The 22522-nt window shown below is 63.8% G+C and carries 26 protein-coding genes; 11 read left to right on the forward strand and 15 right to left on the reverse strand.

The genetic code is table 11. The features are described 5' to 3' along the window. Positions 1-85 precede the first annotated feature (85 nt). The gene (locus MUU55_RS05820) at positions 86-3637 is read left to right on the forward strand and encodes a putative Ig domain-containing protein (protein ID WP_244759798.1); all 3552 of its coding nucleotides are present in this window, start codon (positions 86-88) and stop codon (positions 3635-3637) included. A 47-nt stretch (positions 3638-3684) separates the two neighbouring features. Here the strand turns inward: MUU55_RS05820 and MUU55_RS05825 are convergent, their stop codons facing one another. The 3 genes from MUU55_RS05825 to MUU55_RS05835 all read right to left on the reverse strand — a co-directional run bounded on the left by MUU55_RS05825 (position 3685) and on the right by MUU55_RS05835 (position 5475). After that, entirely contained in the window at positions 3685-4239 is a 555-nt protein-coding gene (locus MUU55_RS05825) for a dual specificity protein phosphatase family protein (protein WP_244759799.1), read from the reverse strand. Between the two features lie 61 nt (positions 4240-4300). Further along, positions 4301-4984, reverse strand: coding sequence for a GNAT family N-acetyltransferase (locus MUU55_RS05830; protein WP_244759800.1), 684 nt, complete (start codon positions 4982-4984; stop codon positions 4301-4303). Then, positions 4981-5475, reverse strand: coding sequence for a MarR family winged helix-turn-helix transcriptional regulator (locus tag MUU55_RS05835; RefSeq protein WP_244759801.1), 495 nt, complete (start codon positions 5473-5475; stop codon positions 4981-4983). The genes MUU55_RS05830 and MUU55_RS05835 overlap by 4 nt, the downstream gene beginning before the upstream one ends. Positions 5476-5607: 132 nt before the next feature. Here MUU55_RS05835 and arsC point away from each other — a divergent pair, with 132 nt between their 5' ends. Next, the gene (gene arsC, locus MUU55_RS05840; protein ID WP_244759802.1) at positions 5608-6030 is read left to right on the forward strand and encodes an arsenate reductase (glutaredoxin); all 423 of its coding nucleotides are present in this window, start codon (positions 5608-5610) and stop codon (positions 6028-6030) included. 6 nt (positions 6031-6036) lie between these two features. On the opposite strand, the gene MUU55_RS05845 is transcribed toward arsC, so the two are convergent. Continuing rightward, positions 6037-7014: a glycosyltransferase family protein gene (locus tag MUU55_RS05845; protein ID WP_244759803.1), complete on the reverse strand. Its 978-nt coding sequence runs from the start codon at positions 7012-7014 to the stop codon at positions 6037-6039. A 464-nt stretch (positions 7015-7478) separates the two neighbouring features. Between MUU55_RS05845 and MUU55_RS05850 the strand changes: the two genes are divergently transcribed. Beyond that, a complete protein-coding gene (locus MUU55_RS05850) occupies positions 7479-8495 on the forward strand; it encodes a LacI family DNA-binding transcriptional regulator (RefSeq protein WP_244759804.1) in 1017 nt (338 codons plus the stop codon). A 2-nt stretch (positions 8496-8497) separates the two neighbouring features. Here the strand turns inward: MUU55_RS05850 and MUU55_RS05855 are convergent, their stop codons facing one another. From MUU55_RS05855 to MUU55_RS05870, 4 genes are all read right to left on the reverse strand, one after another. Beyond that, positions 8498-9541, reverse strand: a complete 1044-nt coding sequence (locus MUU55_RS05855) for a Gfo/Idh/MocA family protein (protein ID WP_244759805.1) — start codon at positions 9539-9541, stop codon at positions 8498-8500. Positions 9542-9548: 7 nt separating this feature from the next. Next, positions 9549-10334: a ThuA domain-containing protein gene (locus tag MUU55_RS05860; protein WP_244759806.1), complete on the reverse strand. Its 786-nt coding sequence runs from the start codon at positions 10332-10334 to the stop codon at positions 9549-9551. Between the two features lie 110 nt (positions 10335-10444). Further along, positions 10445-10786, reverse strand: coding sequence for a DMT family transporter (locus MUU55_RS05865; RefSeq protein ID WP_244759807.1), 342 nt, complete (start codon positions 10784-10786; stop codon positions 10445-10447). A 37-nt stretch (positions 10787-10823) separates the two neighbouring features. Further along, a complete protein-coding gene (locus MUU55_RS05870) occupies positions 10824-11384 on the reverse strand; it encodes a TetR/AcrR family transcriptional regulator (protein ID WP_244759808.1) in 561 nt (186 codons plus the stop codon). A 125-nt stretch (positions 11385-11509) separates the two neighbouring features. Between MUU55_RS05870 and MUU55_RS05875 the strand changes: the two genes are divergently transcribed. Both MUU55_RS05875 and MUU55_RS05880 read left to right on the forward strand, forming a co-directional pair. Next, a complete protein-coding gene (locus MUU55_RS05875) occupies positions 11510-11926 on the forward strand; it encodes a group II truncated hemoglobin (protein WP_244759809.1) in 417 nt (138 codons plus the stop codon). Positions 11927-11934: 8 nt separating this feature from the next. Beyond that, on the forward strand, positions 11935-12306 hold the full coding sequence (locus MUU55_RS05880) for a DUF423 domain-containing protein (RefSeq protein WP_244759810.1): 372 nt from the start codon (positions 11935-11937) through the stop codon (positions 12304-12306). Positions 12307-12308: 2 nt separating this feature from the next. Here the strand turns inward: MUU55_RS05880 and hmuQ are convergent, their stop codons facing one another. The 5 genes from hmuQ to MUU55_RS05905 form a co-directional block, all read right to left on the reverse strand. Beyond that, on the reverse strand, positions 12309-12623 hold the full coding sequence (hmuQ, locus tag MUU55_RS05885) for a heme-degrading protein HmuQ (protein WP_244759811.1): 315 nt from the start codon (positions 12621-12623) through the stop codon (positions 12309-12311). Positions 12624-12637: 14 nt separating this feature from the next. Then, positions 12638-12880 (reverse strand): hypothetical protein, encoded by a 243-nt coding sequence (locus MUU55_RS05890; RefSeq protein ID WP_280518878.1) that lies wholly within the window; start codon positions 12878-12880, stop codon positions 12638-12640. Between the two features lie 23 nt (positions 12881-12903). Continuing rightward, positions 12904-13296 carry a DUF2325 domain-containing protein gene (locus MUU55_RS05895; RefSeq protein ID WP_244759877.1) on the reverse strand — a complete coding sequence of 131 codons (393 nt, stop codon included), beginning with the start codon at positions 13294-13296 and terminating at the stop codon, positions 12904-12906. 429 nt (positions 13297-13725) lie between these two features. Beyond that, positions 13726-14622, reverse strand: a complete 897-nt coding sequence (locus MUU55_RS05900) for an energy transducer TonB family protein (protein ID WP_244759813.1) — start codon at positions 14620-14622, stop codon at positions 13726-13728. 54 nt (positions 14623-14676) lie between these two features. Beyond that, positions 14677-15108: a hypothetical protein gene (locus tag MUU55_RS05905; RefSeq protein WP_244759814.1), complete on the reverse strand. Its 432-nt coding sequence runs from the start codon at positions 15106-15108 to the stop codon at positions 14677-14679. 247 nt (positions 15109-15355) lie between these two features. Between MUU55_RS05905 and MUU55_RS05910 the strand changes: the two genes are divergently transcribed. The 6 genes from MUU55_RS05910 (at position 15356) to MUU55_RS05935 (ending at position 20290) form a co-directional block, all read left to right on the forward strand. Beyond that, positions 15356-16402 carry a hemin-degrading factor gene (locus MUU55_RS05910; protein ID WP_244759815.1) on the forward strand — a complete coding sequence of 349 codons (1047 nt, stop codon included), beginning with the start codon at positions 15356-15358 and terminating at the stop codon, positions 16400-16402. Positions 16403-16426: 24 nt separating this feature from the next. Continuing rightward, positions 16427-17368, forward strand: coding sequence for a heme/hemin ABC transporter substrate-binding protein (locus MUU55_RS05915; protein ID WP_244759816.1), 942 nt, complete (start codon positions 16427-16429; stop codon positions 17366-17368). Continuing rightward, positions 17355-18476, forward strand: coding sequence for a FecCD family ABC transporter permease (locus MUU55_RS05920; RefSeq protein ID WP_425314134.1), 1122 nt, complete (start codon positions 17355-17357; stop codon positions 18474-18476). The genes MUU55_RS05915 and MUU55_RS05920 overlap by 14 nt, the downstream gene beginning before the upstream one ends. 6 nt (positions 18477-18482) lie before the next feature. Continuing rightward, positions 18483-19271 carry a heme ABC transporter ATP-binding protein gene (locus MUU55_RS05925; protein WP_244759817.1) on the forward strand — a complete coding sequence of 263 codons (789 nt, stop codon included), beginning with the start codon at positions 18483-18485 and terminating at the stop codon, positions 19269-19271. Positions 19272-19399: 128 nt separating this feature from the next. Next, on the forward strand, positions 19400-19798 hold the full coding sequence (locus MUU55_RS05930) for a glycine zipper domain-containing protein (RefSeq protein WP_244759818.1): 399 nt from the start codon (positions 19400-19402) through the stop codon (positions 19796-19798). 57 nt (positions 19799-19855) lie between these two features. Beyond that, entirely contained in the window at positions 19856-20290 is a 435-nt protein-coding gene (locus tag MUU55_RS05935; RefSeq protein WP_244759819.1) for a hypothetical protein, read from the forward strand. 33 nt (positions 20291-20323) lie between these two features. Here MUU55_RS05935 and MUU55_RS05940 read toward each other — a convergent pair whose 3' ends face one another. Together MUU55_RS05940 and MUU55_RS05945 are read right to left on the reverse strand one after the other, a co-directional pair. Then, a complete protein-coding gene (locus MUU55_RS05940; RefSeq protein ID WP_244759820.1) occupies positions 20324-21829 on the reverse strand; it encodes a sensor histidine kinase in 1506 nt (501 codons plus the stop codon). A 131-nt stretch (positions 21830-21960) separates the two neighbouring features. Beyond that, a complete protein-coding gene (locus tag MUU55_RS05945; RefSeq protein ID WP_244759821.1) occupies positions 21961-22515 on the reverse strand; it encodes an RNA polymerase sigma factor in 555 nt (184 codons plus the stop codon). Positions 22516-22522 lie beyond the last annotated feature (7 nt).

Below are 22522 nucleotides of genomic sequence, written 5' to 3' on the forward strand. Positions count from 1 at the left end.
GCACCAGAACGGGAAGGACACGAGCCTGGCGGCCTTACCGCCGGGACGGGAGCATGCGGCGCGATCTTGCCTTTGGGGACAGGACATGACGGTCGCCAGCACGGATGAAATGCTCGTCAACACCTTTGTGGAAGGCCCCCAGAGCGGGGCACGCATCGCCGTGCTGAAGAATGGCGGCTGGGTGGTGATATGGATGTCCGACGGCCAGGACGGGTCGGACTTTGGCGTCTACCAGCAGGCCTTCTCCGCCGCCGGCCAGCCGATCGGCTTCGAACGCCTGGTGAATACCACGACGGACCACAAGCAGTGTGAGCAGCAGGTCGCCGCGCTCGAGGGCGGTGGATGGGTGGTCATCTGGCAATCCACCTCGCAGACCGGCCCAGGCAATGATATCTACCAGCAGATTTTTGACGCTGCGGGCAATCCAACGGAACCCGAGACCCGTGTCAACACGATCACGACCAACAATCAGGCCTTGCCGCAGATTGCCGCCCTTCCCGGTGGCGGCTGGGTCATCAACTGGCAGTCCTATGGACAGGACGGCTCCAGTTGGGGCGTCTACCAGCAGGTCTACGACGCCAACGGACAGACGGTCGGCACCGAGACGCGTGTCAATGTCGCAACCCCGGGCGGTCAGTCCGATGCCCGGATCGCCGTTCTCCCCAATGGGAGCTGGGTGGTCATATGGCAATCCGAAAGCCAGAACCAGGGCGGTTTCGACGTCTTTCAGCGGGTTTTTGCCGCCGACGGCAGCGCCCTCACCTCCGAAATGCGCGTCCATACTGCCAGCGCCGGACACCAGACGAATGCGCAGGTCAAACTGCTTTCGGATGGCGGATGGGTGGTCATCTGGCAGTCGCCGGGTGCCTCAGGGCTCGACATTTTCCAGCGGGCTTTCAACGCCGACGGAACCGCGCGCACCGCGGATATCCGCGTCAGCAGCTATGACTCCGGCGATCAGATCCTGCCGCAAGTCACGGCACTAGACGACGGATGGGTCGTGACATGGCAATCCGGCGGCCAGGACGACCCGCTCAGCGTGGGCATCTACCAGCAGGTTTTCGACAGTCAGGGCAGCGCGCTGGGCGAGGAACGGCAGGTCAACATCTATACACCCGGCGATCAGGCCGAACCGAAGATCACCTCGCTTTCGAACGGCGGATGGGTGGTCACATGGAATTCCTTCTACCAGGACGGCGACTTCTCGGGTGTCTATCAGCAGGCCTTCGACGCAAACGGCGAGCCCGTCGGCGGCGAGATTCGCGTCAATATCCAAACGAGCGGCACCCAGTTCCTGCCCGAGATAAAAGCGCTCGAGAACGATGCCTGGGTCGTCGCCTGGGAGTCCGGCGATCAGGACGGTTCCAACCTGGGTATCTACCAGCGCGTCTTCTGGATCAACGATGCCCCGACAGCGGAGGCCATCCCGCAACAGACCGCGCCTGAGGACCAGCCGTTCAGCTTCACCCTGGCGGCCGATACTTTCAAGGACCCGGATACGTTCGACAGCTTCACCCGCAGTGCAAGGCTGGAGAACGGTGCACCGCTTCCTGCCTGGCTGCACTTCGATCCGGCGACGGGAACATTTTCCGGCACGCCGGGCAATGACGATGTCGGCACGCTTCTCATCCGCGTGACGGCGACCGATACCAGCGGCGCGACCGGATCAGAAATTCTCACGCTGGTCGTCCAGAATGTGAATGACGATCCACAGGTTGCGGTCGCCATTCCGACGCGGGCGGCGACGGAAGACCAGGCCTTCAGCTACACCGTTCCCATCGGCACCTTCATCGATCCCGACATATCCGACACGCTGACCTACAGCGCGAAACTCGCCAATGGCGCCACCCTGCCGACATGGCTGACATTCAACGCCGCCACGCGCACCTTTTCGGGGACGCCCGGCAATGACGCCGTGGGTACACTCGCCATCCGGATGACGGCGGCCGACACCAGCGGGCGGACAGCGCACACCACCTTCACGCTCAACATCGCCAACGTGAACGACGCCCCGCAGGTATCGGCTGCCATCCCTGCCCAGACGGCGACCGAAGACAAGGCTTTCACCTATACCGCACCGTCCGGCCTGTTCACCGATCCCGACAAAGGCGACACGCTGACCTACAGTGCCACGCTCTCAAACGGCAGCGCCCTGCCCGCCTGGCTGAAGTTCAATGCGACAACGCACACCCTCACCGGTACGCCAGACAACGATGCGGTCGGCACGCTCGCCGTCCGCCTGATCGCCACGGACACCAGCGGGAGAACGGCGCAGACCACCTTCAATCTGACCGTCGCCAATGTGAACGACGATCCACGGGTGACAGCCCTCATTCCGGCCCAGAAGGCAACGGAGGACAAGGCCTTCACCTATTCCGTGCCGTCCGGGCTCTTCATCGACCCCGACAAGACCGACATCCTGACCTACAGCGCGAAGCTCGCAAGCGGCGCCACTCTCCCCGGCTGGCTGAAATTCAATCCGGCAACGCGCACCTTCTCCGGCACGCCCGACAACGACGCCGTGGGTATCCTCGGCATCCGCCTGATCGCCACGGACACCAGCGGGCGAACGGCGCAAACAACCTTCAATCTCACCGTAGCCAATGTGAATGACCGACCAACACTGCCCGCGACCACCGCTGCTGCGACCTTCGAAAACACCCCGCTCTCCATCAATGTCCTTTCCCGCGCGCATGACGACGACGGTGACGTCCTCAAGGTGACGGCCGCGTCCGTACGCTCCGGTTTCGGCACCGTTTCCATCGCCGCGGACGGCCGGCTGCGCTATGATCCGACCCTGGCCGCCAACCAGAATATCGGCGCTGGCGAGGCAAAGACCGTCGTCCTTCGCTATACCGTTTCCGACGGCAAGGGCGGCACGGCGACGGCCGACGTCACCCTCACCGTCAAGGGCATCTCACCGGATATCTTCAAGGGCGGCTCCGGAAACGACATGATGCGCGGCAGCAAGGACGGCGACATTCTCTACGGCTATTCCGGCCACGATACACTCGATGGCGGCACGGGTGCCGACCGTCTGTATGGCGGGGCCGGCAACGACACCTTCATCGTCGACAATCTGAAGGACGTGACAGGCGAAAACGCCAATGAGGGTATTGACCTCGTCAAGTCCTCCGTCCACTGGACCCTCGCCACGAACACGGAGAACCTGACGCTGACAGGTGCGGGACGGATCAACGGGACGGGCAACACCCTCGCAAACAAGCTTGTCGGGAACACCGGCAACAACGTGCTGGACGGACGCGCCGGCGACGACACGCTGACGGGCGGGCGGGGCGCCGACAGTCTCCATGGCAGTGCCGGCAAGGATGTCTTCGTTTTCCTCGCCGCCACCGACTCCACGGTAGCAACGGCGGGACGCGACACGATCTTCGACTTCACCAAGGGGGACAGGATAGACCTGCGCCCTATCGACGCGAACATCAAGCTCGCCGCCGACCAGGCCTTCACCTTCATCGGCACGGAAAAATTTCACAAAAAGGCGGGGGAGCTGCGCTACGACAAGGCGCTGTCCGATACGTATATCTATGGCGACACGAATGGTGATGGCCTCGCCGACTTCGCCATCCACCTCGACGACCCGATCATCCTGGCGAAGGGCGACTTTCTGCTCTAGGTTTCGATCTTGACCATGAGGCCGCCGCCGGTTTGGCGGGAGAAACTCTAGGTACCGGCCGTTTCCAGCGCTTCCCAGCTTTCGTCCATGGCATAGGTCGGCGACAGCAACGGAATGCCGATATGCCCATAGCGCACGGAGAGCTGGCGCTCGGCCGTCGCCTCGTCCACCTTGGCGACCTTGGCGAGGTAGATGACGGAGGCCAAGCCCGTACGGTCCGCCCCGGAGCGGCAATGAATGAGGATCGGCCGTGGAGCGTCCTTCAGGATCGCGATAAGACGCGCGGCGCCCTGCGCATCCAGGCGCTGATCGGCCACCATCGGGAAATCGACGAGGCCGATTCCCAGGCGGCCTGCGGTCGCCACCTCGTCCTCGTACCAGGCCGCATTTTCCTGCCGCCCCCGAAGATTGATGATCGTGCGAATGCCGTAGCGTCCGGCATAGGCCGAAATATCGGCCGCCGTCGGCTGGTTCGAGCGGTAGACCTCGCCGGGCACAACGGCTGCAAAATTGCCCGTCAGCTGAATGGTGACGAGATAGGCGCCGAGCGTTGCGGCGGCGAGGCCGAAGAAAAGCGCCGCCGTTTTGAGAAGTCCATTCATGTGCATCATCCTGCCGTAGATGGCGGCAGGATCGGTCACGCGGCTGACAGGGCGCTGAACGTCAGTCCGGTCGGCGCAGGGCCGCCACATACATGGACCGGCGCTGCGAAAATCCGATTGTCTCGTAAAGCCCGATGGCCGCCGCGTTGCTGGCATAGGCGTGAAGATACGGCTGGGCACCGCTCTCGAAGATGCGGGCGGCAACGTGAAGCGACAGGCGTCGCGCATACCCTTTGCCGCGATGATCGGGATGGGTGCACACGCCGCTGAGTTCGGTATAGCCCGGCTGCTTCATACGCTCGCCTGCCATGGCGACGATCCGCCCGCCCTCACGCACACCCCAGAAACGGCCGAGCGCCTGCGATTTCAGCGAGAAAGGCCCCGGCTTGGTGAGGATGGCAAGCGCCAGCATCTCCTCGGCATCCTCCTCGCCGAGCGCCACGATGGCCTCGTCCGACGCAACGACGGCGCCGGCCTGCGCGATCATCTGCACGGCCTCCGCCGCCACCAGCACCTCGAAGCCTGTTGGCGGCAGAATGGGATCGGCCTGGAGAAAGTAGAGGGTTTCGCCGGGACGGGAGAGCGCCGCGAAGTCAGCCATCGCCTGTGGCGTATCCGTCTCCGTCCCGGCGAGGGCCAGGAGCCCCGGCCGGTAGCGGCGGGCAAGGCCGGCGCATTCGCCGAGCGCGGCATGAGCGGTTGCAAGTGCGCTCCAGATCGGGCGGTCGAGCACGGCGTTCCTCATAGGCGGGCTCCTTCCCTATCGAGGGCGCGATTGTGGAGCGGCCTCTCCCGAAGAGCGTCCTCCAGCTGGTCGAGGCGGTCGAGAAGGCTGCCGTCGAGGGTATCGCAGACATTGCGCACCGCCGCTTCGATCACCGGCCAGATTTCCCGTTTCGAGCGGGCGACCAGCGCCTCACCTTCCGGTGTCAGCGAAAGGCGGCGGATGCGCTGGTCAGCCTTTTCCTTGCGTGCGGTGACGTAACCGGCCTCCGCCAGAAGACCCGCCGCACGGGTCACACCCGGCTGCGTCACCCCGAGGGCCTCCGAGAGCTCGCCGACCGACAGTGGCCCCAGCCGGTCGATAGCGGCCAGCAACGGGTATTGCCCGGCCTGCAGGGTCACGTCCAGACGCTCCATGATGCGCTGGGTATCCGCTTGCACCTGCTCTCCGATGCGCTTGAGGCGACTGCCAAGGCAGAGGTAGCCGAGCGCGCGCACGATATCATCAGACATTAATTACATCCCTTGTTATATAACGCGTTATATTTATGCCTGCGCGTTCCGTCAAGGAGCGATGCGGCTTGACGATTGGCGTGCGATGCGTATGCCCGTCTCCACACCCACGCTTGGATAAGGGCCGCAGACATGGACGCAACCATCTATCACAACCCGAAATGCGGCACTTCGCGCAACACGCTGGCGCTGATCCGAAATGCGGGTATCGAGCCCAAGGTCATCGACTATCTCGCCGCTCCGCCGTCAAAGGCCGAACTGGCCGCGATGATCGCCGCAGCCGGGCTTACCATTCGCGAGGCACTGCGCGAGAAAGAAACGCCTTATACAGCGCTCGGCCTTGCCGACCCGTCGCTGTCGGACGAGGCTTTGCTCGACCACATGGTCGCCCAGCCGATCCTCATCAACCGTCCCTTCGTCAGAACGCCGCTCGGCACGCGCCTTTGCCGCCCGTCGGAACAGGTGCTCGATATCCTGCCAGACACGCAAAAGGGTCCTTTCGCGAAGGAAGACGGTGAGAACGTGATCGGCGAGGACGGCAATCGCCTCGTCTGAGATATCTCACGCCTCGGCCGGAACCGTTTTCGCGACGAGCCCCAGAGCCTCGCGCAGCCGCGCCTCGCTTTGGCGCGCGAAATCGTGGGCCATACGGCGCCCCCGCATCGCATCACGCGGCGGCAGGGGACCGGCAAGTCGCCGGGCGACACCCTCCGCGGTCGCTCCAGCATGCGGGATGTTTTCGACCGCGCACAGGCGATGCGCGAGCGACCCCTCCCGCACGAGGACGGGAATGCCGAGTTGCGCAGCACGGCCGAGAATTCCCGTGGCATGGTCACCGGCCGGCGGATACAGGCACCAGACAATATCGCTCGCCGCATAAGCACCGAGCAGTTCGGCATCCGAGATGACCCGGTCGACAGCCACCCCGCCCGCCGCGCGGAAGGATGCCGCATGACCGACAAACGCCGGCGCCACCCTGCCACAGGCGATGAAGCGGAAACGGTCTCGCAACCCCGCACAGCGCCCGTAGGCTTCGGTGAAAAGATCAAACCCCTTCCGCGCGCTCTGCCGGCCGAGCGATGTCAGGACCAGTTGATCACCCGGCCGCCGCTCGCGGCGCAGCAGATCCACCGCGTCATGCTGTGCATCCGTAAGATCCCAGAATTCGATGTCATAAATCCAGCCCCTCGCAACGAAAGCGGCGGCCGGCAGGACCGTGAATGGAAGGATCGTCAGAGTCTGGACCGCTTCGAACCGCTTGAGCCAGTGCAATATCGCCCGTTTGATGCGGCATTGCCAGCGGTTCGATACCACGAGCTGTAGGGGACGCAGAAGCAAGCCCGAGGTTCGACGGCCGACGACGGCGCGCAACAGGCAGACGACGACATAAAGGACGAACGCCTCCTCGATCATCAGGAAAAGGACCGGTGCGCGCGATACAAGCATCCCGCAGAGGCCTGTCCGCCGGGCGCCGAACAACCGCTCCAGCGCCCGCAGATATGCCGGCCTGCGTTCGGTTTGCGTGGCGCCATAGAGCAACGGTATCTGCCATTGTGGTCGCGGTTGCGCCTTGCGCCTCCAACGGAACCACCCCCTTGCCCCATTCCGTCCCGTATCCGCAGTCAGATCCGATCGCGCAGACGACCCTGCTGCGGCCAGCCCATCTGCGCCCGCCCGCATGACATTCCCCCGAAAATGATCGAAAGCTTTCCGAATCCATATGGTCGGAAAGAAGCATCAATTGCGTCAGCCCTTCCGGCCTGCGCCATACGGACTTCTCTGCGTATCGGCCTGGCGCTCAACCCGAGCACAACCTTGCCGTCATAAATATCACCTTAGCGTGCCAATTTGAGAATTCAAGCCAAGCCTCACAACCTGAGGAGATAATTTATCACCATGGCGTGCATCGACCGGATGGATGTCCTTAACCCTTCAGTCCCTCGCTTGCCGCCCCGTCGTGGAAGGTTCATAAAGACCGGCAACCCGGCCGTCAGGGACGAAGGATGAACCTCAAGGAATTTGCTGCCCGCATCGGTCTTTCCCAGACGACGGTGAGCCGTGCGATGAGCGGATATCCGGAGGTCAAGCCGGAAACGCGGGCGCGTGTTCTGGAGGCTGCCGAACGCCTGGGCTACAGGCCGAACATCAGTGCCCAGCGGCTGGCAACGGGCCGGGCCGGCGCGATCGGCATCGTCTTTCAAGGCGGCGGGCGCTTCGGGCCGCATTCCAGCGAATTCATGGGCGGACTGTCGACCCGCCTGCAGAAGGACGGGATCGATATCCTCGTTTCCACCGTCGAAACGGAGGAGGACGAAGCTGCCGCCTTTCGTCGGCTCGCCGCAAGCAAGAGGGTGGATGCGGTCATCCTCCATACGCCCGCCTGCACGGATGCGCGCATCACTCTTCTTCGGGCACTCCGTTTGCCTTTCATCGTGCATGGGCGAAGCGAGGCAAAAAAGCCTTTCGCCTATCTCGACATCGACAATTTCGGAGCCATCGAAACGGCGACCCGGCATCTTACCGATCTCGGCCACCGCCGCATCGCGCTCATCAACGGCGATACCATCAGCACCTATGCCCGCGACCGCGACGCGGCTTTTCGCGCGACGCTCGCAGCTTGCGGCCTGCCGCTTGATCCCGCCCTCACCGGCCATGGCGAGTTCACGGACGAGACGGGTTTCCGGCTGATGCAGGCTTTCCTCGCCTCGCCCGAACCGCCGACCGCTGTCATCGCCGGATCCATGATGTCGGCGCTCGGCGCCATGCGGGCCATCCGCATCGCGGGGCTCGCCGTCGGACACGACGTTTCCCTCATCGCCCATGACGACGTCTTTCCCTATCTGAGCCCCGACAACCTCGTGCCGGCGCTCACCACGACGCAATCGCCGATCCGCGCGGCTGGCGAGCGGATCGGCGACATGGTCTTGCGGATGTTGCAGGGAGAAGCAGTCGATACCCTCCAGGAGGTGTGGCCCGTCGAGTTCGTCGTCCGCGGCTCGACAGGTCCGGCGCCCGCCTGACCTCAGACCTTCATTTCCCGGCGTTCCTTTTCCGTCTCGATGGCGAGATCGAGGATCTTTTGCAGGTCCGCTGCATGGCGGAATCCAGGCTCGACCGGCTGGCCGGCCAAGACCGCGGCTGCGAAACGCTGATAGTTGGTCGGCACGGTACCAGCATCGATATCCCGCCAGATGGCCTTTTCGACATCCTCGCCCAGGCAGCCGCGCAGCTGTGAGCCCTCCGTCGAGTGGATGACCTCCAGCGCGCCCCTGTCGCCGTGCATACGCAGGCGAAGCTCGTTGAGATGGCCCGTCGCCCAGCGGCTGGAATGGATGACCCCGAGGGCGCCATTGGCGAAATCGACGGTCATGGTGAAGCTGTCATTGGCGTCCAGATCATATTCGCCGATGCGGTTGTCAGGCGCCTTGTCGAAAGCCTTCAGCCGGGCAAAGACGTGTTCCACCTCGCTGCCTGCGCCATAACTTGCAAAGTCGAGGATATGGATGCCGACATCGCCGAGCACACCGTTCGAACCGTGCCGGGTGGAAAGCCGCCAGAGCCACTGGCTTTCCGTCGCCCAGTTGCCCCAAGCCTTCGAGACAAGCCAGCTTTGCAGATAAGACGCCTCGACATGGCGCACGCGGCCGATCTCGCCGGCCAGCACCATCTCGCGCGCCTTCTGCAGGGGGGCGACGTTGCGGTAGGTGAGGTTCACCATGGTGACGAGGCTGGAGGCCTCGGCAGCGCGCGCCATCTCATCGGCCTTGGCATAGTTTTCCGCCAGCGGCTTCTCGCACATGACATGTTTACCCGCCGCCAGCAGCGCAAGCGTCGTCGGATGGTGCGCCCGGTCGGGCGTCACATTGGTCGCAGCGTCGAAATCACCCCAGGCGATCGCCTCCTCCAGCGAGGTGAAGACATGGGGGATGCCGTGCGTATCGGCGAATGCCTTGGCGCGCGACGGATCGACATCGACGGCGCCGACCAGTTCGACACCGTCGATCGCGGCAAAGTGCTGGGCATGGGTATTGGCCATGCCGCCGGTTCCAAGAACGAGAAGACGCATGAGAACCTCAGCGATATCCGGCTTCGCCGGCCTGGTGGAGTCTCGGGCCGCGCTCGACGATCGGCTCCAGCGCCTTTTCCACGGGCACGTTCGGCGCATCGTGGATGGCCGTGTAGGTGCCCTGGGGGTTGAAGGCCCATTTCACCCCGTTGACCAGCACCTTCTGCACATTGGCATCATGATAGGTCGGATAGGTCTCGTGACCGGGACGGAAATAGAAGATGTTGCCCGCACCACGGCGCCAGGTCAGGCCCGAGCGGAACACTTCTCCGCCGGCAAACCACGAGATGAACACCGTCTCCAGCGGCTCGGGAACGGAAAACTGCTCGCCGTACATCTCCTCGTTTTCGAGAACGAAATTCTCGCCGAGGCCTTCGGTAATCGGATGGCGCGGATTGATGTTCCACAGACGCTCGCGTTCGCCAGCCTCACGCCATTTCAGCGCGCAAGGCGTGCCCATCAGCCGTTTGAAGATTTTCGAAAAATGGCCTGAATGCAGGACGAGCAGGCCCATGCCTCCCCAGACACGCTTTGCGACACGTTCGACCACCGCATCGTCGACGGCACCGTGGTCCTTGTGGCCCCACCAGAGGAGTACGTCGGTCTCGGCCAGGCGCGCTTCCGGCAGGCCGTGTTCCGGCTCCTGCAAGGTCGCCGTCGTCGCCGAAATGGCACCGTCCTTGTTCAGCGCGTCGGCGATCGTGTTGTGCATGCCGTTCGGATAGATCGAGCGGACGATCTCGTTCGTCTGCTCGTGGATGTTCTCACCCCATACGATGGTGCGGATTGCCATGGGTATTTACCTCTCGAAGCCGTAAAATTGAAAGCGGTTTCAATTCGGCGGAATCGATAAGGCCCGGCCCCGCTTTTGGCAAGCGGGGTCCGTTTCGATTCCAGCCTCTTTCAATGAAATGTCGACTTGGAGAAAAGGTTCAGCACAAGAACGCCAGCAATGATCAGCCCGAGGCCGGCGATGGCGGCGAGATCGAGCTTCTGGCCGAAGACGAAATAGCCGACGGCGGAAATCAGGACGATGCCGAGGCCGCTCCAGATCGCATAGGCGATACCGACGGGCACATAGCGCAGGCTCCACGACAGGAAGAAGAAGGCGATGGCATAGCAGACGATCATCATGGTCGTCGGCACGACACGTGTGAAATGCTGGGCCGCCTGCATGGCGGAGGTGCCGAGCACTTCGAAAATGATGGCGACAACGAGGACGGCATAGACGGTGGTGAGGTTCATGGGTCTGTCTCCGGCGCGAGGCGCCTAAAAATTCCGGTCAGAGGCGTGAGATCGCCAGCAGCCTTTCCATCATCGCGGCGCGAGTTGCCGCATCCATGGTCGGCGAACCGAGCAGGTCGGCAAGCCAGAGACCATCCACCGCATAGCGCACCAGCATGGCGTCGAGCGCCGAATCCGTGCCGACGTTCTCCTGGAGGTGGCGATCCACCCATTGTCGCCAGCGGTCGCGCAGATGCGGCTCGGAAATCAGCGCGATCGTCAGCACCTGCCACTTCTCGCTATCGGCCATGCCCTCGGGTTGGAAGAAGACCGCGATATAGGCGCGGGTGAAGCGGCCCTTCGGCTCGGGATCGTCGCGCATCTTCTCCGCAAGCGCCTGATCGAGCTTGTCGGTGAGATCGGTGAAGAGGCCGTCGAGCAGCGACAGCTTATTGGGAAAATGATGCAGCAGCCCACCCTTGCTGACGCCCGCCGCCTGCGAGACAGCATCGAGCGTGACGCTGCCAGGCCCCTTCTCCAGCGACAGTTTCGCCGCGACCTCCAGCAATTGCTGGCGGACGGCTTCCGGGTGTTTCTTGCGATGATGTGCCTGGCTCATTCGTTAAACATACCGTCTGGACGGTTTCTTGTCAATGAACTGGAGGAGCGCCGTTTGATGCGCTTCGTCGCACCGAACTGTCGCGCCATTGCCTGCGGCAGGGCACAGCGCTAAGACCTTGAACCATGACGGATACGAACGAAAACCAGAGCCGAGAGGGCGAGACGATCACGCTCTATGAAGCGGTCGGCGGCGACGCTGCCGTGCGCGCCCTGACGCATCGTTTCTACGAGTTGATGGACACGTTGCCGGAAGCCGCGCGCTGCCGCGCCATCCACCCGCCGGATCTCACCGGCAGTGAGGAAAAACTCTACGAATACCTGACAGGCTGGCTCGGCGGCCCGCCGCTCTATACGGACAAACGCGGGCATCCCATGCTGCGCCGCCGCCATTTCGTGGCTCCGATCGGTCCCGCCGAGCGCGACGAATGGCTGCTCTGCTTCATCCGCGCACTGGAAGAGACGGTGCCGAGCGAAGGGCTGCGAAAAATCATTCTCGAGCCCGTCACGCGGCTTGCCCATCACATGCAGAACCAGGAATAGGAAGCCCCATGTCGTTTTCGCTGCGCTCCGCCAGCCTTCTCGTCGCTGGCCTGATGGGCCTGACCGGCGTCGTCACCGCAGCTGCGGCCTCCCATGGCAGCGATCCGCGCCTGATGGCAGGGGCGTCGGCCATGTGCCTTGCCCATGCGCCGGCGCTGGTGGCGCTCTATGCCGCATGGCCTACGATGCGCGCCGCCCCCTTCGCCGCAATCCTGCTCGCGTTCGGCACCGCGCTTTTTGCCGGAGACCTCGTCTTCCGCCATTCCACGGGACACGGGCTTTTCCCGATGTCGGCACCGACGGGCGGGGTGATCATGATGGCAGGTTGGCTGGCGGTGGCGCTCGCAGCTTTCCTGCCGACAAAGGATAACCGAACCTGAGGTCAGGCGCCTTCGACGAAGCTGAAACCCTCGAATTTCGGTGGGCCGAGATAGATGGCCTTGTTATCGGCGGCATTCTTATGCGCGGCCCGAAAATTCTCCGATTTCGTCCAGGCAACGAAATCATCCTTGTTTGCCCAGACCGAGTGGGAGGCAAAGAGGGTAAATCCCTCTTCGGCATTGGTATCGCCCCGCAACAGGTGGAAGGATTGGAAGCCCGGCATTTCGGCCAGACTGGAGTCCCGGCCCTTCCAGATGGCTTCGAAAGCCTCTTCGTGGCCGATGGCGATCCGGAAGCGGTTCATGGCGAGGAACATGGACTATCCTGACGTTAGACGGAATCCCGCCGGATACGGCGCGGTGCCGGGAAGGCTACGACATTGTCGTTGCGCGCTTCAAGAGCCTGCGTGCTTTCGAAGCGCGCGGTCCGCGCCGGCGGGCGGGCGTTCGCCAGCGGAAACTCCGTAACGTTCTCGCTCTCCAGCATATCCGAGCGGCGAGTCAGAAGGGCATACAATTCCGGCACCAGGCCGTCGCCGTTCTGTGCGGCCAGCTTGTGCAGGCCGATCATCATGAAGGCTTCGGGTCTTTCGTCACTCACTGCGCAGTGTCTCCCTGGCTCATGCTCTGCAGGGCACGCTCGAAGGAGGATTTGCTGCCGTTGCGCAGCGGCACGAAGGCCTTTTCCCACTTCTTGCAGCCCGTTTTCACGCGGATGCAGGCATCATGGCTGATACAGTCGATGGGGCAGAACACGCAGTCGACCGAAGGCAGCACATTATCGATGCGCGACACCGCCTCACGCAGGCCGCCATCGTGGTGGATGAGGTTGGCGCCATAGGAGCTGGCGATCTGTCGCAGATGGGCCACCTGGCAATCCCGTCCGCCGACATAGAGGAAACTGCGCCCCTCGAGCCCGGCCTTGGCATCGCTCTTGTCGGTGGTCTCGGCCTCCCGGCGGGCCTGCTGCTGCCTGTGCTTCTCGCGCATTGCCTTCCTCTCCGCTTCGCCCGTCCGGCGTTTGACTTTGCTGACTTCCACACTGCGAGGCGCCGGCTGCACCTTCAGCTCGATACGCGGAGCGGCCTGAACGGCCGCTGCCGCCACCGGCGTAGCGTGAGCCGCCGGCGCGTCCGGCGTTGCCGCCGCCATCTGTTTCTTCAGTGCATTGAGCTGGCGCTCCAGATCGGCAATCCGCCGGTCGCGCTCGGCAATCGCCGCCTTCAAGACCGCTTCGATACGGCCGGCCGTCATTCCATTCATGCAGCATTCCCCTTTGGCACTCCGCATCGGCGGAGCCTCAGTTCGGCTGCAACCTACAAAACATGAGTATCAGAGTAAAGTATAAACATGACTACGAAAGTCATATTTTTGCGCAAAAAATTCCCGCCGGCTTTGCGCGCGACGGGAACTGGCATCCTACTTGAAAACGATCGGCACGTTGAAGGGCCAACTCGACCGTCCTGCACTCTCCGGAATCTTCGGGAAGGGCGAGGCGCGCTGAACCGATTCGAGTGCTGCCTGGTCGAGTGCCGCGGAGCCAGAGCTGCGCGCCACCCGGATGCCGCTCGCCTGCCCGCCCGCACCGACCGTGAAGCTGACCACGACGGTGCCGCGGTCGCCGCCCTTGACCCGCCGCTTGGCGCGGTTGATCTTGTTGCGGACCTTGCCCTTGTAGTTGCTGACGGCGGCGTCGCCCGCAACGGACGAATTGCCCTTCTTCTGACCGCCGACCGCCTCGGTCTTCGCCTCGTCCGAGCCGTCAATCGAACCCTTCTTCAGGCTCTGGGCGGACTTGCCATCGTCACCCGCCTTCCTGACCGGCCTTTCCTTCGGCTTCTTACGCTCGACCTTCTTGACCGGCTTTTCCTTCTTCACCTCGGGAACCGGCTTGATCTCTTCTTCCGGCTCGATTTCCGGCTTGATCTCGGGAACCGGAACGGCGGCGATCTCCACCTCCGCGGACGGAATGATCAATTCCTGCACCGGCTCCGACACGACGGGATCGGTCGGCGAGACGATTTCGGTCGTCTCCGGCTGAATTTCGGTCGGCTGGATTTCCGTCACTTCCTGGGGCTGGGGCTCGGTGACATCGGGCTCGACGGTCTCTGGCTTGATCACATCGTCGATCTTGCCCGATTCCATGGCATCGAAGGCGTTACTGCCCAGCATAGCCACCTCCGCGACGACGCCGCCAGCGATCATCGCCGGCTCCTCTTCCTGCGCAGGCGCCATGGTCAGGATGGCTGCCGCCGTCGCGTGGGCGAGCAGGGAAAGAACACCGCCGCCGACCCAAAGCCACTTGCTTCCAGACATCTTACTCACCCGTCATTCCGTTTACGCATCCGGCGCGTCATGCGCCGTCTTTCATCAACCCTCGAGGCCGGCCGACGCCTTGCTGCGCGTGACGATGCCATCCATGCACCGGCCCTTCTCCACGCCCGCACCGTCGCAGACCGGGGCGTCGTTGATCAGCAGGTTCTTCACGCCCTCGCACTTGATGCCCGGCACATCGAACTGGCGCACCTTCGATTTTCCGGCCGGCAGGTCGCGGAAATCGAGCAGCGCCAACCGCTCGACTGTGCCCTTCTCGTTGAAGATCACGAATTCGAACGAGACTTTGGAAAGGTCCTGCGCAAGACCGTTGCCGGCGACGAATGTAAAGAGGCATCCCTTCTGCGAGCTCGCCAGCGCGTTCAGCTCCACCTCCAGCCCCTTCGCGACCGAGGCCTCCTGAGCAGCGGCACCGGAGACGGCAGCAAAGGACAAGAGCGCGGAAAAAAGAAGCGTGCGTACGGTCATGGGGTCGCCTGTGCTAGGTGCGGTTCGAGTGCCGGCCGAAGGGTCGGCCACGATCATCAGCCGGCCGCCAGCAGAAGAATTAACATCACTTTCCGGCACCGGTATTGCGTGCATAGATAAATATGAGTAATGAAGTCAAGATAGTAATCGCCAATTTCCCGGCAAGCCTCTGTTTCGTCAACATATTTTTCCGGCGAAAGAGGAAGCTGTGGAACGGCGCCCCGCATTTCCGACGAAGGCCGAGCCCATGACCGAAACGACCCGACCGACCCCTGCCGAAATCCGCGCCTTCCGCGCCGAAAATCCCAAGATGCGCGAGCGCGACATCGCCGCCCAGCTCAACATTTCCGAAGCCGCCCTCGTCGCGGCCGAGGTCGGCCTCACCGCGATCCGCATCGATGGCGATGCCAACAGGTTCCTGGAGCGCGCCGAGGCGCTCGGCGAGATCATGGCGTTGACGCGCAACGAGAGCGTGGTGCACGAGAAGATTGGCGTTTTCGAGAAGATCACCACCGGCAAGCACGCCTCGATCGTGCTCGGCGAAAACATCGACCTGCGCATCTTCCCCGGCACCTGGGCGCATGGCTTCGCCGTTACCAAGACGGATGGCGATCAGGTTCGCCGCAGCCTGCAGTTCTTCGACAAGGCCGGCATGGCCGTGCACAAGGTGCACCTGCGCCCCGCCTCCAATCTCGAAGCCTATGAGGCGATCGTCGCCGACTTCCGCCTGGAGGACCAGTCGCAGGAATTCGTCGAGGTAGTCTCCACCAAGGTCGAGGAAACCGGCCCGGTCGACGTCGCGGCCCTGCGCGAAAACTGGGCGGCCATGACCGATACGCACCAGTTCTTCGGTCTCCTGCGCAAGCTGAAGATCGCCCGCCAGGATGCCGTGCGCAGCGTCGGCGAGGACTTTGCCCATGAAGTGCGCGCCGATGCCGCCGGGGACCTGTTGCGCGGTGCCGCTGAACGCGATGCGGACATCATGTGCTTCGTCGGCAACCATGGCACGATCCAGATCCACACCGGCACAGTGAAGAACATACAGCCGATGGGCCCGTGGCTCAACGTCATGGATCCGACCTTCCACATGCACCTGCGCATGGATCACATCGCCGAGTGCTGGGTGGTGCGCAAGCCGACCGTAGACGGTTTCGTCACCTCGCTCGAAGCCTATGACGCCAGCGGCGAGATGATCATCCAGTTCTTCGGCAAGCGGAAAGAAGGCATGACCGAGCGCGCCGACTGGCGCGAAATCCTCGACAGCCTGCCGCGCCCCGACAGCGTCGCCGCCTGAGACGAACCCGCAAAGGATCCGACCATGAGCAACAGCTTCGATTTCCGCCGCGCCCGCCCGTGGGAAGTGGCGCTGACCGTCTTCGCCCTTTCCGCCCCGCTGCTCCTGCCGCTCGCCGCGCCCGGCGCCGGCGGCTTCATCCGCAAGGCGGTGGCCGAGGACATGCAGAAGATCGACAGTTCCAAGCTCGTGGCGATCGGTGGTGCTGTGACGGAAATCGTCTATGCGCTCGGTGAGGGCGGCCGGCTGGTCGCCCGCGATTCCACCAGCACCTTCCCCGAGGAAGCAACGAAGCTCCCGGACGTCGGCTACATGCGCCAGCTCTCGCCAGAGGGCGTCATCGCCGTCAACCCGACCGCGATCCTCGCCGTCGAAGGCAGCGGACCGCCGGATGCGCTGGCAGTGCTGAAGAGCGCCGGCATCCCCTTCGAGACCGTGCCGGAAGGCTATGACCGCGCGGCGATCCTGAAGAAGATCGACGTCGTCGGAAAATTCCTCGGCGTGGAGGACAAGGCCAGGGAACTCGAGGCCCAGGTCGGCGCCGATCTCGATGCAGCCATTGCCGATGCCGCCAAGCGGCCGGAAACCGAACGCAAGCGCGTGCTCTTCATCCTGAGCTTCCAGAACGGCCGCGTTATGGCGGCAGGCGGGCACACGGCGGCCGACGGCATCATCGGGCTTGCCGGCGCGATCAATGCGACGGAAGGGTCTTTCGAGGGCTACAAGCCGCTCACCGACGAGGCGATCATCAAGGCCAAACCCGATGTCGTCATGGTCATGACCCGACCCGGCGCCGGCAGCAGCGACGAGGAAATCCTCGCCCACCCCGCGATCTCCGTGACGCCGGCCGCCGCAAACAAGGCGATCCTGCGCATGAACAGCCTGCATCTGCTTGGCTTCGGCCCCCGCACGGCATCCGCCATCCGCGATCTCAACAAAGAACTCTACGGCAATGTCTCTCAATGATGCCGTGCGCGGGGATAGCGCGCGCGGTCTTTCCCTGATGCGCGCCGTCCAGTCATCGTCCGCCGGTGACAGGACGGCGATCGCACGCCTGACGCTTGCTGTCCTCGTCGTCGTCTCGCTTGTTGCGCTTGCGCTGTCGATTGCGACCGGCGCTTCCGATGCCTCCGCGATCAACGTGATCGGTGCGCTGTTCAGCGGTGCCGAGGAAACCGCGCTGAGCGTGCGCGATCGCATCATCGTCTTCGATATTCGCATGCCTCGCGCGCTGCTCGGCTTCCTGATCGGGGCGGCCCTCGCCATGTCCGGCGCCGTCATGCAGGGCCTCTTCCGCAATCCGCTTGCCGATCCCGGCCTCGTCGGCATCTCCTCCGGCTCTGCGCTCGGTGCGGTGCTGATGATCGTGCTGGGTGCCAGCCTGCCGGCCGGCTTGATGCTGGCGCTCGGTGCCTTTGCCCTACCGCTTGCCGCATTTATCGGCGGCCTCCTGACGACGCTCCTGCTCTACCGCATCGCCACGCGCGGCGGACAGACTTCCGTCGCCACCATGTTGCTCGCCGGCATCGCCATTGCCGCGCTTGCGGGAGCCGTCACCGGCATCCTCATTTACATCGCCGACGACAAGCAGCTGCGCGACATAACGTTCTGGAGCCTCGGCTCGCTGTCGGGCATGACCTGGACAAAGCTTTTTGCCGCCGGGCCGATCATCCTGCTGGCGCTCCTCGTCGTGCCCTTCCTGTCACGCGGCCTGAACGCCATCACGCTTGGTGAAGCGGCGGCCTTCCACATGGGCGTGAAGGTGCAGCGGCTGAAATATATCGCGGTTGTCGCCGTGGCCGGCGCCGTCGGCGCCTCGGTTGCCGTCAGCGGCGGCATTGGCTTCGTCGGGATCGTCGTGCCGCATCTGCTGCGCATCGTCATCGGCCCGGACCATCGCTACCTGCTGCCGGCCTCTGCCCTCTTCGGCGGCGTGCTGATGCTCGGTGCCGACATGCTGGCACGCACCATCGTCGCGCCTGCAGAATTGCCGATCGGCATCATCACCGCACTCGCCGGTGCGCCCTTCTTCCTCTGGGTCCTGCTGCGCGACCGCACGCGCAACGGCTGGTAGGCTTTCATGATCACCGCAAAGAACCTCACGGTCGCGCTGTCCGGCAAAACCATCGTGCACGGCGTATCGCTCATCGCCAAGGCGGGCGAGCTGACCGCCATCGTCGGCCCCAACGGCTCCGGCAAGACGACGACGATGAAGGCGCTGGCCGGCGAACTGCCGAGCACGGGCGAGATCACCATCAACGGCCATGCGCTTGGCGCGCTGGAGCCCTGGCAGCTCGCCGTCAAGCGCGCAGTGCTTCCGCAGGCCGCGACCATCGCCTTTCCCTTCACCGTGCGCGAGATCGTTCGCATGGGCCTCACAGTCGGCCCGAACCGGCATGCCGAGCGTATCGAGGCCATCACGGCCGAGGCACTGGCCGCGGTCGACCTGTCGGGTTTCGCCGGCCGCTTCTATCAGGAGCTTTCGGGCGGCGAGCAGCAGCGCGTGCAGCTTGCCCGCGTGCTCTCGCAGATCTGGGAACCAGTGCTTGACGGCGAACCCTGCTTCCTGATGCTCGACGAGCCGGTCTCCGCCCTCGACATCCGCCACCAGCTCACCATCATGACGCTTGCCCGGCGCTATTGCGAAGGCGGCGGCGGGGTGATCGCCGTCATGCACGACCTCAACCTCACCGCCATGTTCGCCGACCATATGGTGATGATGAAGAACGGCCGGATCGAGCGCGCAGGCGCGCCTGCCGCGGTGATGACCGACGATGCCATGGAGGCCGTCTTCGGCTGCCGTATGCGCATCAATGGCGTGCCGGCCCCGGGCGTGCCCTTCGTGCTGCCCCACACCGCTTCGGCCTGATTTTCCAGCCTCTTACGGAACCTTTTGCGCCCTGCCCCGTTGTTTGTCCGGAAACCGTTCCGCCAAGGGGGTGGAGCGACGTTCGACCTGCGCGTCCCACGCAGGCGACACGCAAAAGGAGAAACGGCATGGCCACCGGACTGTTTTCAACACGCAAGAAGAGCCTCCGCGACGGACTGCAGGACGAGGCGCTGGCCGTCGAGGACCAGATCGCCGAACTGCGCGATGAAATCGCCGCGCTCGCCCGCGTTCTGGCAAGCGATGCCTCCAGCGGCGCAGGCGGCATCCGCAAGAAGGCCCGTGCCGTGAAGGCCGAAGTGAGCGATGCAGCCCACGACCTCAAGGATCGCGCCGAAACCGACATCCGCGACATGATCGCGGCCGGCGAGGACATTCTGGCCGACTTCCAGAACCGCTACCGCGATTCCGGCCGCAAGGCGCGCAAGGCCGTGCAGGACAATCCCCTGGCGACGCTCGGCATCGCCGCTGCCGCCGGCTTCCTGCTCGCCGCCGTGCTACGGCGCTGAAACCCCTTGAGAGGCCAGGGACGCCATCCGGCGTCCCCATCGCGGAGCACGAACGGCATGCTTTCACTGGGAGCCATCCTCCTGCAAAACCTCGTCACCCGCGTCACGGACCGGGTGGATGAAACCGTTGATGCGGCAAAGCGCAACGTCATTGCCGGCCTGATCGTTGGCATTCTCGCCGCCACCGCCTACGGGCTCGCGGTCGTGGCGACCGCGGTGTTGCTTGCCGAGCGTTACGGCACCGTACCCGCTCTTTTCAGCCTGGCCGGTGCCTTCCTTCTGCTGGCCTCGATCGTGCTCGCCTTCGTTGCCATGCGCAACAAGCGGGAGCGGGAACTGCGTCGCATTCGCCGCGACCAGCTTGCGGCTCGGCGGGACCTCATGGCCGCTGCCGCCACTGTCGCCACGCGGCGGCCTCTCGCCGCAACGGGCATCGCGCTCGCGCTCGGCTTCCTGCTCGCGCCCAAATCCCGCCGCCGCGACGACGACTGACCACTTCTTGAGACGAAATAAAACGGTGCCGCTTCAGAGCGGCATCCGTATGACGGCGGTCACGCCCTTGGGCAGATATTCGACATGCACGCTGCTGCCCAGAATCTTGTCGAGGCTGCGCTCGATCAGGACCGAACCGAAGCCGCGGCGGCCAACCGGATCGACCGGCGGACCACCGACCTCGTGCCAGGTCATGTTGAGCACGCGCTGGTCCTCCTCGTTGAGCACGCGTGCCGTGATCACCACCTTGCCGCTGCGGACCGAAAGCGCGCCATACTTGCGGGCATTGGTGGCGAGCTCGTGCAGAACGAGACCGAGACCGACGGCCTGATCCGGGCCCAGCTCGACTTCGTCCTTGTGGATCTCGATCTGGCCTTCATAGTCCATCGCATAGGGCGCGATCTGCTTCTGCAGAAGCATCTTCAGGTGGATGACGCCCCATTCGTGATCGGAAAGCAAACCATGCGCCTCGGAGAGCGATTGAAGGCGACCGGCGAAAGAATCCATGAATTCGACGGGGTCGCTCGTCTGGCGCAGCGTCTGGCGCGCCAGGGATTGCAGCATGGCGAGCGTGTTCTTGACGCGGTGGTTGAGTTCCCTCAGCAGCAGCCGCGTGCGCTCGGCGGCAAGCTGGCCATCGGTCACGTCGACATTGATACCAAGGAACACGGTCGGCCGCCCCTCGGCATCCCATTCGTGCACGCGTCCGCGCCCGAGCAGCCAGCGGCCGGACTTCGCCGCGCGGAATAACCCATCATATTCCTTGCCGGTGGCAAGCGCGCTGCGCAGCCGGTCGATCGTTACCTTCCGATCCGCCGGGTGAACAGCTGTGAAGAACTTGCGCGCGCTCATCGGCTTTGCCGGGGCAATGCCGAGCATGCGGTAGAAGGGTTCGTTGCCGGACACCACACCCGCCGAAACATCCCAGAGCCAGCTCGCGACATTGGCCGCGTCGAGCGCAAGAGCATGGCGTTTCTCGTCGCGGGACAGCACCTCGGCCGCCAGCGTGCGCCGGCGCGCCTCTTCCTTCAGCTTGACGAGCGAAGCGGCAAGCGAAGCGAGCTGCTTCAGCCGCAGCACAAGATCAGGCGCGACCGTGTTATGCGGCTTCACGTCGAAAACGCAGACCGTGCCGATCGCCTGGCCATCCACCACAAGGGGTGCACCGGCATAGAAGCGCAGACGAGGCTCGGCAGTCACGCTCGGCAAATCGGCGAATCGGAAATCCTCGAGTGCATCGGCGACCACCATAGGCTCACCGGCGCTCTGGGCGATCATGCGCGCGCAGAAAGAATGTTCCGAGGGAGCGCGGATCTCCCGCGTGCCCTGATGCGCCAAAAACCACTGATCCTTGCGACCGAGCAGCGTTACGAGGGCGATCGGCGCGGAAAACAGCTCCGCCGCCAGCCCGGCGACATCGTCGAAGTCAGGGTCGGGGCCAGTAAAGGTAGGCATGGCCACGGCAAGCGCCGCCAACCGGTCCGGCATATCCAGAACCGCAGCAACCTCCAACTCTACTGGCTGAACATTGTCCTTCATATGCCTTCGCTAAGCGATTCCGTGCCCGTTTTCACCTCCGGCCAGCCGGCGGACAAACACTTTCTTCGCTGCAATCCCCTCACCTCTTCGGCCACCCGCCATGATACACGGCGGGCGGCTCTGCTCGCCCGTCAGGAAGCGAAAGCGCGCGACGTAATCGGCGCTGACACGGCGTCCGGACCGTAGTCGCTTTCACCGCTCACCTGCAAGAGTTCTTGAAGGCGTTGACGGGCGCGGTTCACCCGGCTCTTGATCGTGCCGAGCGCGCAGCCGCAAATTTCCGCAGCCTCTTCGTAGGAGAAGCCCGACGCGCCGACAAGGATGATCGCCTCGCGCTGTTCGTCCGGCAGCTTTTCCAGCGCCCGCTTGAAATCCTGCATGTCGAGCGCGCCGTACTGCGACGGATGCTGCGCAAGGTTCTCCGTGAAGAGACCGTCGCTATCCTGCACCTCACGGCCGCGCTTGCGCATCTTGCTGTAGAGTTCGTTGCGCAGGATCGTAAAGAGCCAAGCCTTCATATTGGTGCCCATCTCGAACTGTTCCTGCTTCGCCCAGGCCTTCATGATCGTGTCCTGAACGAGATCGTCGGCCTGATCGTGGCGGCCGATGAGGGAAATGGCGAAAGCGCGCAGGCTCGGCAAAACGGCCAGCAGTTCACGCTTGAAAGTCGTCTGTCCCTGTTCCATCACTTCC

The sequence above is a fragment of the Shinella curvata genome (genome assembly GCF_022899935.1).
Taxonomy (GTDB): Bacteria; Pseudomonadota; Alphaproteobacteria; order Rhizobiales; family Rhizobiaceae; genus Shinella; species Shinella curvata.

What these genes read in the sequence shown, in the direction of transcription:
- MUU55_RS05820 (WP_244759798.1), top strand. Translation starts at nt 86, where the DNA reads ATGACGGTCGCCAGCACGGATGAAATGCTCGTCAACACCTTTGTGGAA.
- MUU55_RS05825 (WP_244759799.1), bottom strand. Translation starts at nt 4,239, where the DNA reads ATGAATGGACTTCTCAAAACGGCGGCGCTTTTCTTCGGCCTCGCCGCC.
- MUU55_RS05830 (WP_244759800.1), bottom strand. Translation starts at nt 4,984, where the DNA reads ATGAGGAACGCCGTGCTCGACCGCCCGATCTGGAGCGCACTTGCAACC.
- MUU55_RS05835 (WP_244759801.1), bottom strand. Translation starts at nt 5,475, where the DNA reads ATGTCTGATGATATCGTGCGCGCGCTCGGCTACCTCTGCCTTGGCAGT.
- arsC (WP_244759802.1), top strand. Translation starts at nt 5,608, where the DNA reads ATGGACGCAACCATCTATCACAACCCGAAATGCGGCACTTCGCGCAAC.
- MUU55_RS05850 (WP_244759804.1), top strand. Translation starts at nt 7,479, where the DNA reads ATGAACCTCAAGGAATTTGCTGCCCGCATCGGTCTTTCCCAGACGACG.
- MUU55_RS05855 (WP_244759805.1), bottom strand. Translation starts at nt 9,541, where the DNA reads ATGCGTCTTCTCGTTCTTGGAACCGGCGGCATGGCCAATACCCATGCC.
- MUU55_RS05860 (WP_244759806.1), bottom strand. Translation starts at nt 10,334, where the DNA reads ATGGCAATCCGCACCATCGTATGGGGTGAGAACATCCACGAGCAGACG.
- MUU55_RS05865 (WP_244759807.1), bottom strand. Translation starts at nt 10,786, where the DNA reads ATGAACCTCACCACCGTCTATGCCGTCCTCGTTGTCGCCATCATTTTC.
- MUU55_RS05870 (WP_244759808.1), bottom strand. Translation starts at nt 11,384, where the DNA reads ATGAGCCAGGCACATCATCGCAAGAAACACCCGGAAGCCGTCCGCCAG.
- MUU55_RS05875 (WP_244759809.1), top strand. Translation starts at nt 11,510, where the DNA reads ATGACGGATACGAACGAAAACCAGAGCCGAGAGGGCGAGACGATCACG.
- MUU55_RS05880 (WP_244759810.1), top strand. Translation starts at nt 11,935, where the DNA reads ATGTCGTTTTCGCTGCGCTCCGCCAGCCTTCTCGTCGCTGGCCTGATG.
- hmuQ (WP_244759811.1), bottom strand. Translation starts at nt 12,623, where the DNA reads ATGTTCCTCGCCATGAACCGCTTCCGGATCGCCATCGGCCACGAAGAG.
- MUU55_RS05890 (WP_280518878.1), bottom strand. Translation starts at nt 12,880, where the DNA reads ATGATGATCGGCCTGCACAAGCTGGCCGCACAGAACGGCGACGGCCTG.
- MUU55_RS05895 (WP_244759877.1), bottom strand. Translation starts at nt 13,296, where the DNA reads ATGCGCGAGAAGCACAGGCAGCAGCAGGCCCGCCGGGAGGCCGAGACC.
- MUU55_RS05900 (WP_244759813.1), bottom strand. Translation starts at nt 14,622, where the DNA reads ATGTCTGGAAGCAAGTGGCTTTGGGTCGGCGGCGGTGTTCTTTCCCTG.
- MUU55_RS05905 (WP_244759814.1), bottom strand. Translation starts at nt 15,108, where the DNA reads ATGACCGTACGCACGCTTCTTTTTTCCGCGCTCTTGTCCTTTGCTGCC.
- MUU55_RS05910 (WP_244759815.1), top strand. Translation starts at nt 15,356, where the DNA reads ATGACCGAAACGACCCGACCGACCCCTGCCGAAATCCGCGCCTTCCGC.
- MUU55_RS05915 (WP_244759816.1), top strand. Translation starts at nt 16,427, where the DNA reads ATGAGCAACAGCTTCGATTTCCGCCGCGCCCGCCCGTGGGAAGTGGCG.
- MUU55_RS05920 (WP_425314134.1), top strand. Translation starts at nt 17,355, where the DNA reads ATGTCTCTCAATGATGCCGTGCGCGGGGATAGCGCGCGCGGTCTTTCC.
- MUU55_RS05925 (WP_244759817.1), top strand. Translation starts at nt 18,483, where the DNA reads ATGATCACCGCAAAGAACCTCACGGTCGCGCTGTCCGGCAAAACCATC.
- MUU55_RS05930 (WP_244759818.1), top strand. Translation starts at nt 19,400, where the DNA reads ATGGCCACCGGACTGTTTTCAACACGCAAGAAGAGCCTCCGCGACGGA.
- MUU55_RS05935 (WP_244759819.1), top strand. Translation starts at nt 19,856, where the DNA reads ATGCTTTCACTGGGAGCCATCCTCCTGCAAAACCTCGTCACCCGCGTC.
- MUU55_RS05940 (WP_244759820.1), bottom strand. Translation starts at nt 21,829, where the DNA reads ATGAAGGACAATGTTCAGCCAGTAGAGTTGGAGGTTGCTGCGGTTCTG.
- MUU55_RS05945 (WP_244759821.1), bottom strand. Translation starts at nt 22,515, where the DNA reads ATGGAACAGGGACAGACGACTTTCAAGCGTGAACTGCTGGCCGTTTTG.